A 15,280-nucleotide genomic window follows, 5' to 3' on the forward strand; every position below is an offset into this window, starting at 1 on the left:
ATAGACTCGGGGAAGATACTCCAGAGTTAATGCGTTATCATAAAACCTACCAAGGTGAGTTTGCTCGTAAATGGCAGCCGTCCACGCAGAAAGATCTTTGGGCGCAAATCGCTGATTCTCAAGTGGTTCTCATAGGGGATTTTCACGCTCTTCATCAATCACAGAAAGCCCAATTAAGAGTCTTAAGGAATATTCCTAAGGAACGTAATATTGTTTTGGCGGTGGAGTTTTTCGATGCCGCAGACCAGGCTAAGATTGATAAATACATGCAGGGCAAGATGTCTGAGAAGGACTTCTTAAAATCTGTTAAGTGGGGGGAGCGCTGGGGATTTCCTTGGGAGCATTATCGCCCGATTTTACGTTACGCACAGAAAAATAAAATTCCGGTCTATGGTTTGAATAAATCCTTCGCTAAGCGAAATGCGACGACTTTGAAATCGCGAGATATCTTTGCCGGTAAAAAAATCTCTGAATTGACGGAAAAGCACCCCGAGAGCCTGATCTTTGTGGTCTATGGTGATTTGCATTTGGCGAGCGAACATATTCCCGCTGAAATCCAAAAGAATCTAGGGAAGCCGTTTTTAAAAAACGTTGTCAGTATTTTCCAAAATGCCGAAAAAATTTACTTCCAGCTTTTGAATAAAGGCGAAGAGGGCAATACCGATCTTGTCAGAATCAATCGCAATACATTTTGCCTGATGAGCGTGCCTCCCTGGGTGAAATGGCAAAACTATCTGATGTATCTGGAGCAAACTTATGATGAAGGTTTGCAGTTTCAAGCTGATGAAGATGATGATTGGGATGATGACGAGGATTCTGACTTTGAACCGTTGGATTTTACCGATCATATAGGTCGTTATGTGAAAATCATGGCCGAAGAACTGGGGCTGGAAGTTTCTTTGGCGGAGCTGTCTGTTTACTCCGCTCATGATAGCTCTTTCTGGAGCCAAGTTCGTGAGCACTACAGTGTGACCCAGCAAAATTGGATTCAGCGTCTTATCGAGGATGAGTCGTCATTTTATCTGCCGGAAATCGGTGCGGCCTATTTGGCTCGCGCCACGGTCAATCACGCCTCTACTTTGGCGATGCAGTTTATTCATGCGAAAGTGAGTGGCAGCCAAGGGTTGTTCAGCGAGATGCCGAAGGATTTCTTGCGTTGGATTTGGATGGAGGCGGTTGCTTATTTCGGCTCTAAGATGATCAATCCTAAACGCAAGACCGATACCATCGCAGATATCAAAGCAAGCCTAGTGCACAAGGATTCCAGCGACATCGGTAAAGAGGCGTTACAGTTGGCTCTTGCTCAGAAAATGCATGAGTTGATGGTGATCACAGGTGTCCCAGGACACAAGCTACAAGCTAAGCCTCGTCGCAAAGCAAGCTATCTTGTTGCCGCCACTCTTTTGGGGGGCATGATGGGGGAGCGTTTGTTTGCCGGGTATCAAAAAAAATTGATCAAGGCATCAACCATGGCCTCGTTTGTGCGAAAGCCCTTGGATAATAAAAATTTTGAAGTCGCTTACTATGAAATTCTTGAAGTGGTTGAGTCTTTGCCAGCTCCATTTCACAGTAAAAAGGAAAAGCTATGAAGAAAACATGGTTTAGAAGTATCCAAAGACGTCCCATGGGGCCCTTTAGTTTAGAGGAAATGCGCGCCTTTGTTCATCGGGGCGAAATCGGCTTTCAAGATCTTGTTTTAGACGAGAGCAAAGGGGATGTGTGGAAGCCAGCGGCAGAGTGGGGAGTGTTTGAATTAACACTTTTTCCTGCGGGGCAATCGTTTATCCCAGGCATGCCTATCAATGAAGAGACGCCAGAATGGGTGATCTTAGTGGAGCAAAAAAATGCTTCTCCGCTGCAGGAAGGGCCGTATTCGGTGGCAGAGATTAAAGCGGGCTTAACAGCTGGCTTGATTTCGCCGTACCAGCACACATGGAAGACGGGGTTGAGTGGCTGGTGCTTGATTAAAGATCGTCCAGAGTTTTACGCGTGCATTACGTCCGAACAGCTTAGTTCAGAGCGTCTTTAAGGTCTTTACCTGGTTTAAAACGAGGTACGTGGGCGCTTGGGATTTTTACGGTTTGGCCGGTTTTTGGGTTGCGACCTTGGCGTGGTTTACGTGTCGCTTTTGAGAACGTACCAAAGCCAACAAGTTTTACGTCGTCGCCTTTTTTTAAGGCCTCTTGAATAACACGAAGGGTAGCGTCAAGAATATTTTCTGATTGTGCTTTCGTTGATTTTGTACGTTCAGCAACAATGTCGATGAGTTGAGCTTTATTCATGGCCAGCATCCTTGTAAAGTGCAGGGGACCGACACTAAATTTTGCGAATAAATTGGTCAAGTTAAAATACGTCCGAGGAGGAATCGATGAAGAATTTGTTAAGTGTAATCAGTGTTTTGTTGTTTCCTTTATTTTTATCTGCACAGCAAAAAATAACGGGGGAGCTCTTTGATTTTGCCTCGGAACAAAAGCAAAAGCTCTATGATTTAAATTTGGTAATTACTCCACAGGGGGCTGAAACCATTGTGCAGAGCGAATTTCGTGACATTCACGGAAATATCGCTGTGACCGAAAAAGGTGTTGTTTCTGGCGATAAATTAGTGAGCTTTGAGATCGTGCGCAAGCAAACTAACGAGAGTGGCAAGATCCTTGTGGATGGCGATAAACTGAGTTTTGAGTATTTCGATACCAACGGAAAAAAGAAAACAGCCGAGGAAAAAGTGAAGGGCTTTGTGCTGTGCTCTTCGAATTTTGGTGCTTTTGTGAAGTCGAATTGGGAGGCCTTTAAAAAAGGTGATTCGGTGAGTGTACGATTTGCCGTATGGGATCGCTTGGAAACTGTGGGTTTCACGATTCGCAAAATCAAAAATACCGAGATCAAAGGTGAAAAAGTATTAGAGCTAGAAATGAAGCCTACGAGTTTTGTGATTGCGGCTTTGGTGGATCCAGTGCGCTTTTATTACTCTGAAAGTGATCAGAATCTGCGAATGATGAAGGGGCGAGTTCCGCCGAAAGTACTTCGGGATGGTAAATGGAAAGACCTCGACGCGGAGGTCGTTTATACTATGGTCCAGAGTTCAGTCTCAAAATAATACAGTCTCAATTTTTACCAGTTTCCCGCCGATAAGTGGGGCATGAAGAATCAGAACTCTTTGTTTGTAGTTTTCTGCTTGTGCCTCACGATTGGTATCGTTGCCTGTTATGGAGTGCTTGTAAGGCACTTTAATGGCCATCAGAAATATGAAATTCAAATCTCCGCACTCAATGAAAGAATTGAGAAAGAGCAATTTAATAATTCGTTGTTAAGTTATCAACTTAAGGACTTTCAACAAACTGTTGCTCAAGCATTGCCAGACAACAAAACCTTGCAAGCTAAGTATGAACTTCAAAACTTGGCGTCAGCCGTTCGTTCACCAGCCAGTGATTCCTCTGTGGATCTGTCGCCAGTGATTTTTGAGCGTGCGAAAAAGTATTTCACGGCGCAAAGCTACGATAAAGCTATTAAAGAATTCAATACGTTGTTGACGAAATATCCATTGAGTTCTCATGGTGTGGAAGCGCATTTCTTTATCGCTGAAAGCTACTTCCTGAAAAAGGATTTCCGTAATTCTTTGGCGACGATTGATGACATGGTTACGCAGTATCCAGATAACGATCTTACTGGTTTCATTTTGCTTCGTATGGGGCAAATCAGTGAATACAACAACCAGGTGGACGAGGCTTCTGAAGTCTACAACACGGTTATTAAGAACTTCAAAAATGAAGACCTTCGTAAGCAGGCTCGTAAGCTTGCGCAAAGCGTGGAATTTAAATAATGAAGAAGCTCTTGCAAGTCCTTCTTTTTGTTTTGGCTTTTCAAATGGAGGTGCGAGTTCGCGCCTCAGCGGGGACGCTTGAGCAACCCGTGGCTTGTTTGAAGTCGAGCGAAAGCTGTGCTTTGCATGTGGTGGGTCCGTCATTTCACTTAAAGCAAGACGAATTGGAATTGCATGCGGTTGAGGGTTCGACCTTAATGCGTTTGTCGCAAGACTCATGGCGTTTGGTAAAAGGGGTGTTGTGGGTTGAGGAAGCTCCTCAAGTCACTGTCGAAACTCCCTTTGTGACGACCAAGGCGAATCACGGGCAGTATTGGTTGGTTGATCGCGGAGATCGTTTGATCGTACGCAACATCAACGCCGATTTGAATGTGGTTTTGCGTGATGGTAAGAAGCTTGAAGTTCCAGCAGGCTTTGAGTTCTGGGTTTCTGGTATTAATTCCAACGGTAAAAATGAATATGGCATGATCCAAACGGTCGACTTTAAAGATCACTTGGTTTTGTGGAATAAACTTTTTACGGGTACGAAAGAGCAATTCAAAACGGAAGTGGCTGAACTGCGTGAAAACTGGTCAGACCTAGGCGAACGTGGTGGCAGTCTGTATGAAAAGATCGCTCTTCGCCAAATTGCCTCGATTGAAGAAGGTCATAAAAAAGAAGCCGAGAAAAAGCGCCAAGCCCAAGCTGAGCGCCAAAAAACGCGTGAACTGATGTTCAAACGCGCCTTCGATAGATAATCCCTTAAAACTTAGGTCCTGATTTTATTTAGGAAGCCCAGAGTCCTGACGTTTCTTGGGCCTCAGCATGCTATTCTGCAGGCTGGGAGGATACGGATGTCTTCTATTTCATCATCAGACCGCTCGCGCCAGGACGAAAAACTCAGACAGACTCGCGAGGAATATGAAAACCGCGAATCTGAAAATACTAAGCGTCGTAATGCGGAAATCAAACGTCTTGAACAGCGTTATCATGACGAAGTTAAAAACATTACTGATAATTACGAATCCAAGATCGATAATTTGAAGGATCGCAATCGCGAGCTTTTGACAGATAAAGATATGGATAACAATCGTAAGATTGATGAAGTTCGTAATACCTACCGCGAAGCTTTGCGCAATAAGACAGAGGAATCGGCGAATGATCGCGCGATCCTTCGTCAATCGTACGAAAGCCAAATGGCGCGCCAAAAGCAGGTCAATGAAGCGCAAAAGAACAATCTTTCAGGTCAGTTGAACAGTGAGATTGAGTCTCGTGATTCGAAACTTGAACAAATGACCAATGAAAATCGTGAACGCGCTCGCGCAGATGTGGCAAACAATGCACGTCGTTTAAGAAACTCCCATGATAAGGAAAAAGATGCGATGGCGACATCTCATCAGCAACAATTGGCAACGAAAGATCGTGCGACCAATGACATGCGTAAATCCTATCAGTCTCAGCTGAAAGAAAGCGAAAGACGTCGTAACGAAGACAAAGAGATGTTCCAGCAACGTCTTTCTGATATGACTGTGAACGGCAGTGAAACTTATTCGGACAACTTGCAAATGAAGCAAGCGATGATGGATTCAGAAATCGATCGCGTGCGTGATAAGTATCAAAATACACTTGAAAAGAAGTTGGTCAGTATTGATTCTCAAAATGCAGAGTTCCGTGATTCTGTAAATGAGCGTCAGTCGTCGCAGGTTCGTTCTCGTGATTCGCAAATTCAACGTTTGAATTCTAAGTTGAATAACGAAATGGCTAAGAATGAAAAAATGCGTGGCATTGAGAGAAAAAATCTAACTCAGGCCTATGAAAAGCAGTTGGATATGGTTGAACAGCGTCGTGAAGATGCGGTTGTGCGTATGCGCGAGTTGTCAGACGAGCGTATCGACAAAATGAACCAAAACAATCAAAAGCTTTTGCGCAATGTGGATCGTGAATATCAATCTCAGGCCAATGTTTCCAATGCGCGTAATTCCGCGGACCGTGAAACTATGAAGCAGCAGCACTCGGATCAGTTGATTCAAGTGAATACGACAGCTGAAAGCCGCGTGCAAAAGTTAACAGATCTTTCCAATAAGAATGCAAAACGCTTAGGTCAATACTATGGCGATTCTTTGGAGCAGATGGAAGACAACTATACGCAACGCATGGAAGGTCAACGCCAACGCTTTGCAGATGATCAAATCGCTCAAAATAAGGCCATGACAGAGCGTTTCCGCGGCATGGAGCAGAGCTTCAATTCTAAGCTTGAGCAAACTGTGAAGTCTTACGAGGACAAATTAACTCAACTTAAAGACACTCAGGATCGCGAAATAAAACGCCTAGAAAAGGTTTATAACCAGCGTTTAGCTGAACAAGGTAAAGCTTCTAAGAATGAGAAAGATTCTGCGTCGATGCAGTATGAGGCGAAACTTGCGCAACTCAGTGAGTCGCATAATGATCAGTTAGACAGAATGAATAGACGCCACCAGGAGGATATGCAAAACTTGTCGCTTAAGATGAGTTCATACTCTAGGAAGGCATAGATTCAATGTTAGCAGACCGACGAGCAAAAATTGTAGCGACCATTGGTCCATCAACTCGTGACGAAAATAATCTAGCAAAAGCAATTAAGGCGGGCATGAATGTGGCTCGCCTTAATTTTTCGCACGGCACGCACGAGGATCACTATAAAGTGATTCAATCTCTTCGCAAACTTTCCAAAGAACTGAATGCGCCAGTGACGATCCTTCAGGATCTACAAGGCCCTAAAGTTCGTGTCGGTAAAATCGAAGGCGGCAAGATCGAAATTAAGGCCGGCGAGAAGTTTACTTTCACAACAGCTCCTGTTTTGGGTCGCCAAGGCTTAATTCCTTCTGATTTTAAAGAACTGCCTCTTGCTTGCAGCCCGGGCACACGCATCCTTTTGGATGATGGTTTGATGCAGGTGGAAGTGCTTCAAGTTCGTGGTGAGGAAGTGGACGTTGTCGTTATTGACGGCGGTATCTTGAAAGATCGCAAGGGCATGAATTTGCCAGGCGTAAATCTTCCGGTTGATCCAATGACTCCGAAGGATTTGGAAGATCTTGAATTTGGTATTGAAAATAAAGTTGATTACATCGCCTTGAGTTTCGTACGTCACGCTCGTGATATTCGTAAACTTCGTGAGATCATTGAAGCTCGCGGTTCTAAGGCAAAAATCGTAGCTAAGATCGAAATGATCGAGGCTCTTGAGAACTTGGAAGAGATCTGCCGTCTTTCCGACGCAGTTATGGTTGCTCGTGGCGACTTGGCTGTTGAAGTCGGTCAAAGTCGTTTGCCGGGCTTCCAAAAGCGTATCATCAGCGTCTGTAACCAATTGGGTCGTCCTGTTATTACAGCGACGCAAATGCTTGAGAGTATGATTGAGAATCCTCGTCCAACTCGTGCAGAGATCACGGACGTGGCCAATGCAGTTTTGGATGGTTCTGATGCTTTGATGCTTTCTGCAGAGTCTGCAAGTGGTAAAAATCCATTCAAGGCGATTCGTACTATGCACGAAATCATCCTTGAGGTTGAGCGCAATGAGGAAGAGTACTACAAAATCTCTTTGGAGAGCGAATTCCTAAGCACACCAGCGGCAATTGCAGCGAGTGCTTCATTGAGTGCATTGAAATTGAATGCGACAGCTATCGTGTGCCTAACCAGCACAGGTAAAACAGCAAGCATCATTTCTTCATTCCGTCCGAAAGCTCGCATCATTTCCGTGACTCAACATCATGAGGTGTTGAACTCTATGGAATTGAACTGGGGTATCCAAACTCATGGCATCAAGGCGTACAAAAACATGGAGGACATCTTGTCGGAAGTGGATCGCTTGTTGGTGACTCATGGTTTGTCTAAGACGGGGGATAAAGTGATCATCACGTTGGGTCAGCCGATTGCTGGCGGTATCAAAACGAACTCTTTGTACGTGCATACAGTGGGCGCAGAGAGTCTGACAAAGCTTCCGGATGAGCAATTGCCTTTGCGTTGCCAAGCCGATCCAATGATTGATTAGATCTATTTTGTTCGTAAATATTAAAAAAGAAAAAGCCCAGGAGAAATCCCGGGCTTTTTTTTGTTCTAGGAGCGGTGCTCCCCAGAAAGGTGGCAGGCGCCTTTTAGCGAAGTTTCTTTTTCAGGTTGTTTACCATGGCCCAGTTGGTGGCTTGGGGTTCAGCGAAGGGAAGTTCGACTGGAACCAAGACGGTTGTGCCGTCCATGATTTTTTCGCCGACGTATTTCTTTTCGATCAATCCATTCACATCGTCTGGTTTGATGAGTGAGCCGATTTCTTTCATCGATTCATTTTGAAGAACGTTCAGATCGACTTTGTTAAGGCCTTTTCTGTCGGTTTCTACTTTTTTAGCGAACAAGATCAGCGCTCCCAGAACTTTGCATTCTTGCTCTGTCAGAGGCTCTTTGCGGTCTTTTTCTTGTTTGAACAGCCAATCATTGTACCAGTCGACGAAAGAGAATAGCTCTGCTGGCTTAAGATTGGTGATCTTTTGAAAGCCATCGCCGCGATCTTCTTGAGTCACGTAGCCAAGCTCTGTTAGTGCATCCACCACGGATTGCATTTTATTTGTGGCCTCTTGGAAGATTTGAATTGTGTAGTTACGAAGTAAACCAGAAGAGATGCTGACACCAGTTGCTTCAGGTTTTCCGTATTTGTTACAAACGAAATTGAAAATAGAAATGAACTTATTGATCACGTGAGGTGGAAAGCGTTCTTGGTCGGAGTTCGCCGTTTCCAATTGTTTCAATTTTTTATTGGATTCACGAATAGTTTCATTCAGATTTTTCAGAATGGCACGAACCCACACTGGAAGCTGATCGAGCTGTTTATTCAAAGAATCATAGGGGAGAGCGATCACTTCAGTTTCTTTGATGGCTTTAACGTTGGCAGAGCGTGGCTTGTTGTCGAACAAACCCATTTCTCCCACCATCGATCCGGGATTGATTTCAGCAAGAGTTACTTCAGATTGACCTTTGGTTTTTGTGACTGCAAGCAAACCCGATTTGATGATGTACATCGCATCCGCGGCATCACCTTCGCGAAATAGATAATTATCTTTTGCAAGTTTCTTTGCCTCAGCCACGTGCAGGTCCTTCCCGAGAAATTGTTGTGTTTAGTATCTCGAAAAAGATGATCAGGAGCAATGCGTGGAAAACCACGAGCTAGACCTTGGGAGGTGTTCACTGCAGCTGTAATAAAAAAGCCCAAGTGTTACCTTGGGCTTTTGCAGAAATTCATTCTTAAATTTGAATTAGAACGTCATCGCTTTGCAGTTCGGTGAAATTGTCATTTTACCTTCTGTTGCGGCCAAGACTTTTTCCGGAGACAAATCTGGAGCGTACTCCGTTAAAACGAAACCTTTATCAGTTACTTCGATCACGCCGAAATCGCTGACGATTTTCTTGATACACTTGATGCCAGTTAAAGGCAGAGTGCATTTTGTACGAAGCTTCGAGTTTCCTTCTTTGTCCGTGTGTTGCATGGCTACGATTACGTTACGAGCACCAGCAACAAGATCCATTGCTCCGCCCATGCCTTTAACCATTTTGCCAGGCACCATCCAGTTAGCGATCGAGCCCTGTTCATCAACTTCCATAGCACCAAGTACAGTCAAATCAACGTGACCACCACGGATCATCGCAAAGCTGTCTGCGCTGGAAAAGAAGCTGGCACCAGGAACTGCTGTTACAGTTTGTTTGCCGGCGTTCACTAGGTCTGCGTCCACTTTGTCTTCAGTGGGATAAGCACCCATTCCTAAAAGACCGTTTTCACTCTGTAACATAACTGACATGCCTTTTGGAATGTAGTTTGCGACCAATGTGGGAATGCCGATACCAAGGTTTACACAGAAACCGTCTTGAACTTCTTGGGAAATTCTTTGTGCGATCTGTTCTCTAGTTAATGGCATAATTACCCCTTGCTCACTGTACGTTGTTCAATGCGTTTTTGGTAATTAGTGCCTTTGAAAATGCGCTGAACAAAAACACCCGGAGTGTGAATTTGGTCTGGATCAAGTTCACCCACTTCAACTAATTCTTCAACTTCAGCGACAGTGATTTTACCCGCTGTTGCTGCCATTGGATTAAAGTTGCGCGCCGTTTTACGGAAAACCAAGTTTCCGAACTTGTCGCCTTTCCAAGCTTTTACCAAAGCGAAATCACCCACAATACCACGCTCAAGAACATAGTCGCGACCGTCGAAGTTTTTGATTTCTTTGCCTTCAGCCACCAATGTTCCCACTCCTGTTGGAGTATAGAACCCGGCAATACCGGCGCCGCCCGCACGAATGCGTTCAGCCAGTGTGCCTTGTGGGCAGAATTCAAGTTCAAGCTCGCCACTCATGTATTGTTTTTCAAACAATGCGTTTTCACCCACATAAGATGAAATCATTTTTTTGACCTGGCGTTTTTGCAAAAGCAAACCCAAACCAAAATCATCCACACCTGCGTTGTTAGAAACGCAGGTTAAATCTTTCACACCGCGCTCAACTAAAGCAGCGATAGAGTTTTCGGGAATACCGCAAAGACCAAAGCCGCCAACGACCAAAGTCATTCCGTCTTTCACGCCCTCAAGCGCTGACATGGCATCTTTATAAACTTTTTTGCTCATGATGTTTCTCCAAATGTACGATTTTTTTTCGTCCGGAGTTACAGAAGGTGCGGATGCACCTTCCTTCAGAAAATACTCCGACGAAGTCGGAGTGCTAAATAGCCTCGATGATCAAAGCTACCGCTTCGCCGCCACCGATACACAAAGTCGCCAAACCATAGCGTTTGTTATGAGTGTGAAGAGCGTGAACCAAAGTCGTTAAGATACGAGCGCCTGAAGCACCGATCGGGTGACCGATAGCAACTGCACCACCGTGCACGTTTACTTTTTCAGCTGGGATTTCTAGTTCTTTCATTGCTACTTGAGTAACAACTGCGAACGCTTCATTGATCTCCCAAAGATCGATGTCGCCAACTTTCAAGTTTGCTTTAGCCAACGCTTTTTTGATCGCGCCAACTGGAGCTGTTGTGAAGTATTTTGGCTCGTGTGCGAATGTGCCGTGGGCAACGATTTTCGCAAGAGGTTTGATGTTACGTTTTTTAGCTTCAGATTCAGACATCAAAACGTGAGCAGCGCCACCGTCGTTGATTTTAGAAGCATTCGCCGCCGTGATTGTGCCAGCTTTATCGAAAGCAGGTTTCAATCCAGGGATTTTGTCGAAGTTCGTGTTGAATGGTTCTTCGTCTTTATCGATAACCACGTCACCTTTGCGACCTGCAACAGTTACTGGAACGATTTCGTTTTTGAAAACGCCATCAGTCCAAGCTTTTTGTGCTTTTTTGTAAGAATCAACTGCGAAAGCATCTTGTTGTTCACGAGTGAAGCCGTGCTCTTTCACGCAGATCTCAGCAGCACTTCCCATGTGGAAGTTATTGTATGGATCCCAAAGACCGTCTTTGATCATGGAGTCTGTCATTTGCGTTGCGCCCATGCGGTAACCCGTACGAGAGTTTTCAAGCAAGTGCGGAGCCAAAGTCATGTTCTCTTGACCACCAGCGACTGCAATTGTCGTGTTACCCAATTTGATATTGTCTGCGGCAAGCATCACTGCTTTCAAACCAGAACCACAAACTTTATTGATCGTCATGCAAGGAGTGTTGTTGCCAAGACCAGCGAAAAGAGCTGCTTGACGAGCAGGAGCTTGTCCTACGCCGGCAGTCAATACCTCACCCATGATGACTTCATCAATTTCGTTCGGAGAAACATTAGCGCGATTCAAAGCTTCTTTAATCGCAGCGGCGCCTAGTTTTGGAGCAGGTACTGCACCGAAACCACCTTGAAAGGATGCGACAGGAGTTCTGACGCTGCTGACAATCACTACATTTTCCATAATTCACCTCTTCATGTTGAAAATCGTAAAAAAATTATCTTAAATAGAGTCTGAGTCAATATTTCAGAATTTGGAGACAACGCATGTCAGCGATCACGGTCATCTTGATGAGTCTTTTTGTTCAGCCTCTTTTTGCAGCCACATTTGAGGCGCCCGTTCAGGATGGAACTCGCGTGGTTCTGAAAGGTTTGGAAGCGCAAGTGCTGTTAAATCCAGTGCCCGGCGCAACAACAGTGCGTATTTCTGGGGTGGATGAGTCAAGTTTCGAGGGTGCCTATGTGGTGTCTAAGAAAGATAATATCATTGAAGTTTCCATGAATGAATTTGGCAGCAAGAAAACCTGGATGAACATCGTACCGAAATCGAGTTCACAACTGAAAAAAATTGAGATCTCAGGTTTGCCCGTTCCCGTTGAAATTCAACTCAAAGGTGGCAGCGTTATTGCGCAAAAATGGAGCAAAGATTTGAAAGTGAGTATGACTTCAGGTCGTGCGGTTTCTTCGAATGGTACGGGCTCTTTGCAGCTTTATGTGCAAAAAGGCGAGATCAGTGTTTCTGATCACGTAGGACGTGTTAACGCCGATGGTTATTCCGGCACAATGAATCTAAAAAACATCCAAGGTGATATTGATGCGTCCATGTTCTCTGGACAGCTGAACATCGAAAAAAGCCGTGGTTTTGTTTCTTTGTCGACGCAGCAAGCGACAGCCAAGGTCAATCAAGGCACTGGCACAATTCAATTTGAAAATGGCAAAGGCTCTTTGAGCTTGCAGGCTTTCCAAGGTCGTTTGGAAGGACAAAATCAAGAAGGTAACGTCAGCATCCAAATGGTTTTGGATTCAGAAATTGATGTGAAAGCGAAGGCTGGAAAAATTAATATCACATCTCCAGCGGCTTCGGGAGCTAGCGTCAATCTGTACACTGTCGATGGTGAAATCTTTGTTCCCAATGAGTTGAAGGTGAATAAGTTGAGCTCTGAAAAAAGTGTTCGTGGACGCTTGCGTGGTACGACACAAAGAGGCAGCATTTCTGTGCGCAGCCAAGAGGCGACAATTCTAGTGAAATGAGTTGACACCCTGGCCTCTATGATTCAGGTATTTGAAGGTACATTTATCACCGCAACTAGGTAAAAATATGGCAAAAATCGTTAAAAAGAAGCCCGCAGCAAAGACTCCAGCAAAACCGGCTAAAAAAGCCCCAGTAAAAGCTGCGTCAAAACCTGCACCTAAAAAACCAGCTCCGAAGACTGTTGTTAAAAAGAAGGCGGAAAAAGCTCCTGTAAAGGCAGCTCCTAAAAAGCCGGAAGTTAAGAAAAAGGTCGAAGCTAAGGTTGAGCCTAAGGCGAAGGCAGCGAAAGCTGCTAAGGAAGTCAAAGAGACTAAAGCCGAAGTTGCAAAAAAAGAGAAAGTCGAAAAGAAGGCCGCTGTAGCAGCGCCTGCTCCAGAAAAAGCAGTTGCACCTAAGAAAGATGCGAAAGCACCTAAAAAAGGCGCAAAGGCTAAGAAGGAAAAAGACGACTCTGAAATGGAAGATGATTTTATCGCCGACGATGACGAGATGATGGGCGATGAGATTGGTGAGTACGAAGAGGAGCTTAAGGCCGTTGAAGAGGCGGACGAAGAAATCGACGTTGTCGATGAATGGGTTCCTGAAGAGAAAGACAAGGGCGATGAAGAAATCGTTCTAACGGATGCTGAAGGCCGCCGTTATTGCCGTGCTCGCGATTGCGATCAAGTGGCGATTGTTGATGTGTACTGCCGTTACCACTACCTATTGTTCTGGAAGAAAATCCAAGTACGTAAGAAGATCCTTACCGATGGTAAACTTGAGCGTTACGTTGAGGAATTGACGTCACGTTACCCAGATAAATTCCTAGAGATGATCCGTCGCGATCTTCGCACTGAGAAAGACTTCTTGGCGGCGATTCAAGAACTTGAAATCGATGAATCAGCTACAGAGAACGAATTCGAAGAGGATACGAACGCGTTCATTGAAGAAGTGCGCGGCATGGGTGACTCCGGCGGCAACGCATCGGATGACGACGAGTACTAGTAGTCTCGTCGCACGTCGGTAAATCCGATTTACCTGCGTTGCTGCGTCGTCGGCGTACGAGGAGTACGCCTTCCTTCTAGCGCCTTGTTAAATCGAATTTATCAGCACACTTGGTTCCCGGAGCGCGGTTTGGGGACGTTGAATTGAAGCCTCACTTTTTGGAGTGGGGCTTTTTTGTGTCTTGAGTGTGGCGCTGCGCGTAAACTATCGGTATTGTTTATGTATTGAGGATTTTGTAGGGGAATCAGGGGTTTACAATTGTTAATTGTAGAGTGACTTCATTCATGACTGCGTTATGAATGTTTGTAGTGCAAATTTAATTGCAAAGCGGAAATGGCGTTGGTACCAGTGGGGCCAAGTTACCTAAATATATGTCGGAAATACGGTCCGACGTTTCTACCTGCCACCATTTTAATGGCAGACTATTTGGAGATATAAATGAAGAACCTTTTCGTTCTTTTCGCGCTTCTTGTTGCTTCCGTTACGTCATTTGCCCAAGGGCAATTTCCAATCGGACCCGATCAAAATCTAACGCCAGGACAGTTGTGCAGTCGCCCAGATTCTCACCGCTATCCAGAAGGTATCGACTATTGCGAACGCGATGTTGATGGCAGCACGAAACGTGCTCGTTTCGCGGCTTACGATCAGTTGGGTTACCGCACTCGTCAAATGAATCGCCAAGACTTCAAAATTGACCACTACATCCCACTTTGCATGGGTGGTTCTAACGACGTTAAAAACTTGTGGCCACAGCATAAATCTGTGTACGAAATCACAGATTCTTTGGAACAGCTTCTTTGCGAAAAAATGGCTCAAGGTAAGCTTTTGCAAAAAGATGCAGTTCGCATCATCATGCAGGCTAAAAACAACCTAGATCAGGTTCCTGAGATCTTGGCTCGCGCACAAGCTCTATAATTGATTTGAAATTCTCTCTCAGAGGGGTCGGGCTCACTTCCATCATATGGGGTGAGCCTTTTTCGTTTACAGTCCTGTATTTTCGATAGGTTCCAGGCAAATACCGCACATTCCATCTCTAATATGATAAAAACCTTCATTCTTTGAAGGAGTTCCCTATGAGAATCCTAATTGCGCTATTGGTGACTTTTGCCGTAGCCAACGCCCTGGCGGCTTCTAGTGAGGCCTCAGAAAAGCTCACTTGTGGCGTGCTTTATAATGCTGAAAATAAGGCGGGCGGTGAAGTGCCCGAAGCCTACGAAGACATCGATAATTCCAAACTGGATATCAATGTGATCGTTGGGAAAAGTGCGACGGTGTCTGATGCTTTTGTTAAGGTTCAAGCCGGTATCAAAAAAGATCAAGACGGGCGCAATGTGCTGTCGCTGAATATTTGGGACGTAAAGTCCAAAGTTCTTTTGAGCAAAGTTAAGAACACTGTTTTAAGTAACGAACTGAATCTCTTTGTTCGTCTGCCAGATGAGACTCAAGCCCTGATGAAAAAGAAGGGTTTGGGACAAATAGCTTGGGCGGAACTTTGGTGTTCTGTCTCTAAAGATTAGAAAAGAAAAAA

Annotated in this window: 16 protein-coding genes and 1 riboswitch; of the genes, 11 read left to right on the forward strand and 5 right to left on the reverse strand. The window is 44.9% G+C overall.

Going from position 1 to position 15,280, the window contains the following annotated elements; genetic code table 11:
* The first annotated feature begins 29 nt into the window (after positions 1 to 29).
* Together ACLVWP_RS09100 and ACLVWP_RS09105 are read left to right on the forward strand one after the other, a co-directional pair.
* Positions 30 to 1,589 (forward strand): ChaN family lipoprotein, encoded by a 1,560-nt coding sequence (locus ACLVWP_RS09100; RefSeq protein ID WP_413561470.1) that lies wholly within the window; start codon positions 30 to 32, stop codon positions 1,587 to 1,589.
* Positions 1,586 to 2,029, forward strand: coding sequence for a GYF domain-containing protein (locus ACLVWP_RS09105; protein ID WP_413561471.1), 444 nt, complete (start codon positions 1,586 to 1,588; stop codon positions 2,027 to 2,029). Before ACLVWP_RS09100 ends, ACLVWP_RS09105 begins: the two co-directional genes overlap by 4 nt.
* Here ACLVWP_RS09105 and ACLVWP_RS09110 read toward each other — a convergent pair.
* Positions 2,010 to 2,282: an HU family DNA-binding protein gene (locus ACLVWP_RS09110; protein WP_413561472.1), complete on the reverse strand. Its 273-nt coding sequence runs from the start codon at positions 2,280 to 2,282 to the stop codon at positions 2,010 to 2,012. The genes ACLVWP_RS09105 and ACLVWP_RS09110 overlap by 20 nt on opposite strands.
* Positions 2,283 to 2,368: 86 nt before the next feature.
* Here ACLVWP_RS09110 and ACLVWP_RS09115 point away from each other — a divergent pair, with 86 nt between their 5' ends.
* The 5 genes from ACLVWP_RS09115 to pyk all read left to right on the forward strand — a co-directional run bounded on the left by ACLVWP_RS09115 (position 2,369) and on the right by pyk (position 7,820).
* The gene (locus ACLVWP_RS09115; RefSeq protein ID WP_413561473.1) at positions 2,369 to 3,094 is read left to right on the forward strand and encodes a hypothetical protein; all 726 of its coding nucleotides are present in this window, start codon (positions 2,369 to 2,371) and stop codon (positions 3,092 to 3,094) included.
* A gap of 42 nt (positions 3,095 to 3,136) precedes the next feature.
* The gene (locus ACLVWP_RS09120; RefSeq protein WP_413561475.1) at positions 3,137 to 3,817 is read left to right on the forward strand and encodes a tetratricopeptide repeat protein; all 681 of its coding nucleotides are present in this window, start codon (positions 3,137 to 3,139) and stop codon (positions 3,815 to 3,817) included.
* The gene (locus ACLVWP_RS09125) at positions 3,817 to 4,554 is read left to right on the forward strand and encodes a hypothetical protein (protein WP_413561477.1); all 738 of its coding nucleotides are present in this window, start codon (positions 3,817 to 3,819) and stop codon (positions 4,552 to 4,554) included. Before ACLVWP_RS09120 ends, ACLVWP_RS09125 begins: the two co-directional genes overlap by 1 nt.
* 96 nt (positions 4,555 to 4,650) lie before the next feature.
* Positions 4,651 to 6,327, forward strand: coding sequence for a hypothetical protein (locus ACLVWP_RS09130; protein WP_413561478.1), 1,677 nt, complete (start codon positions 4,651 to 4,653; stop codon positions 6,325 to 6,327).
* A gap of 5 nt (positions 6,328 to 6,332) precedes the next feature.
* A complete protein-coding gene (pyk, locus tag ACLVWP_RS09135) occupies positions 6,333 to 7,820 on the forward strand; it encodes a pyruvate kinase (RefSeq protein ID WP_413561479.1) in 1,488 nt (495 codons plus the stop codon).
* A 103-nt stretch (positions 7,821 to 7,923) separates the two neighbouring features.
* On the opposite strand, the gene ACLVWP_RS09140 is transcribed toward pyk, so the two are convergent.
* From ACLVWP_RS09140 to ACLVWP_RS09155, 4 genes are all read right to left on the reverse strand, one after another.
* Positions 7,924 to 8,904, reverse strand: coding sequence for a Crp/Fnr family transcriptional regulator (locus ACLVWP_RS09140; protein WP_413561480.1), 981 nt, complete (start codon positions 8,902 to 8,904; stop codon positions 7,924 to 7,926).
* Positions 8,905 to 9,072: 168 nt separating this feature from the next.
* The gene (locus tag ACLVWP_RS09145) at positions 9,073 to 9,729 is read right to left on the reverse strand and encodes a CoA transferase subunit B (protein WP_413561481.1); all 657 of its coding nucleotides are present in this window, start codon (positions 9,727 to 9,729) and stop codon (positions 9,073 to 9,075) included.
* 2 nt (positions 9,730 to 9,731) lie between these two features.
* Positions 9,732 to 10,430 (reverse strand): CoA transferase subunit A, encoded by a 699-nt coding sequence (locus ACLVWP_RS09150; RefSeq protein ID WP_413561483.1) that lies wholly within the window; start codon positions 10,428 to 10,430, stop codon positions 9,732 to 9,734.
* Between the two features lie 94 nt (positions 10,431 to 10,524).
* The gene (locus ACLVWP_RS09155; protein ID WP_413561485.1) at positions 10,525 to 11,700 is read right to left on the reverse strand and encodes an acetyl-CoA C-acetyltransferase; all 1,176 of its coding nucleotides are present in this window, start codon (positions 11,698 to 11,700) and stop codon (positions 10,525 to 10,527) included.
* 83 nt (positions 11,701 to 11,783) lie between these two features.
* Between ACLVWP_RS09155 and ACLVWP_RS09160 the strand changes: the two genes are divergently transcribed.
* The 4 genes from ACLVWP_RS09160 (at position 11,784) to ACLVWP_RS09175 (ending at position 15,269) form a co-directional block, all read left to right on the forward strand.
* Positions 11,784 to 12,767, forward strand: a complete 984-nt coding sequence (locus ACLVWP_RS09160; RefSeq protein WP_413561487.1) for a DUF4097 family beta strand repeat-containing protein — start codon at positions 11,784 to 11,786, stop codon at positions 12,765 to 12,767.
* A gap of 31 nt (positions 12,768 to 12,798) precedes the next feature.
* The gene (locus ACLVWP_RS09165) at positions 12,799 to 13,752 is read left to right on the forward strand and encodes a hypothetical protein (protein ID WP_413561489.1); all 954 of its coding nucleotides are present in this window, start codon (positions 12,799 to 12,801) and stop codon (positions 13,750 to 13,752) included.
* Between the two features lie 345 nt (positions 13,753 to 14,097).
* Positions 14,098 to 14,197: riboswitch (purine riboswitch) on the forward strand.
* Positions 14,191 to 14,667, forward strand: a complete 477-nt coding sequence (locus tag ACLVWP_RS09170; protein ID WP_413561490.1) for a hypothetical protein — start codon at positions 14,191 to 14,193, stop codon at positions 14,665 to 14,667. It overlaps the preceding riboswitch by 7 nt.
* A gap of 158 nt (positions 14,668 to 14,825) precedes the next feature.
* Entirely contained in the window at positions 14,826 to 15,269 is a 444-nt protein-coding gene (locus tag ACLVWP_RS09175) for a hypothetical protein (protein ID WP_413561492.1), read from the forward strand.
* Positions 15,270 to 15,280: the final 11 nt, after the last annotated feature.

Source organism: Bdellovibrio sp. HCB209 (genome assembly GCF_047306065.1).
Taxonomy (GTDB): domain Bacteria; phylum Bdellovibrionota; class Bdellovibrionia; order Bdellovibrionales; family Bdellovibrionaceae; genus Bdellovibrio.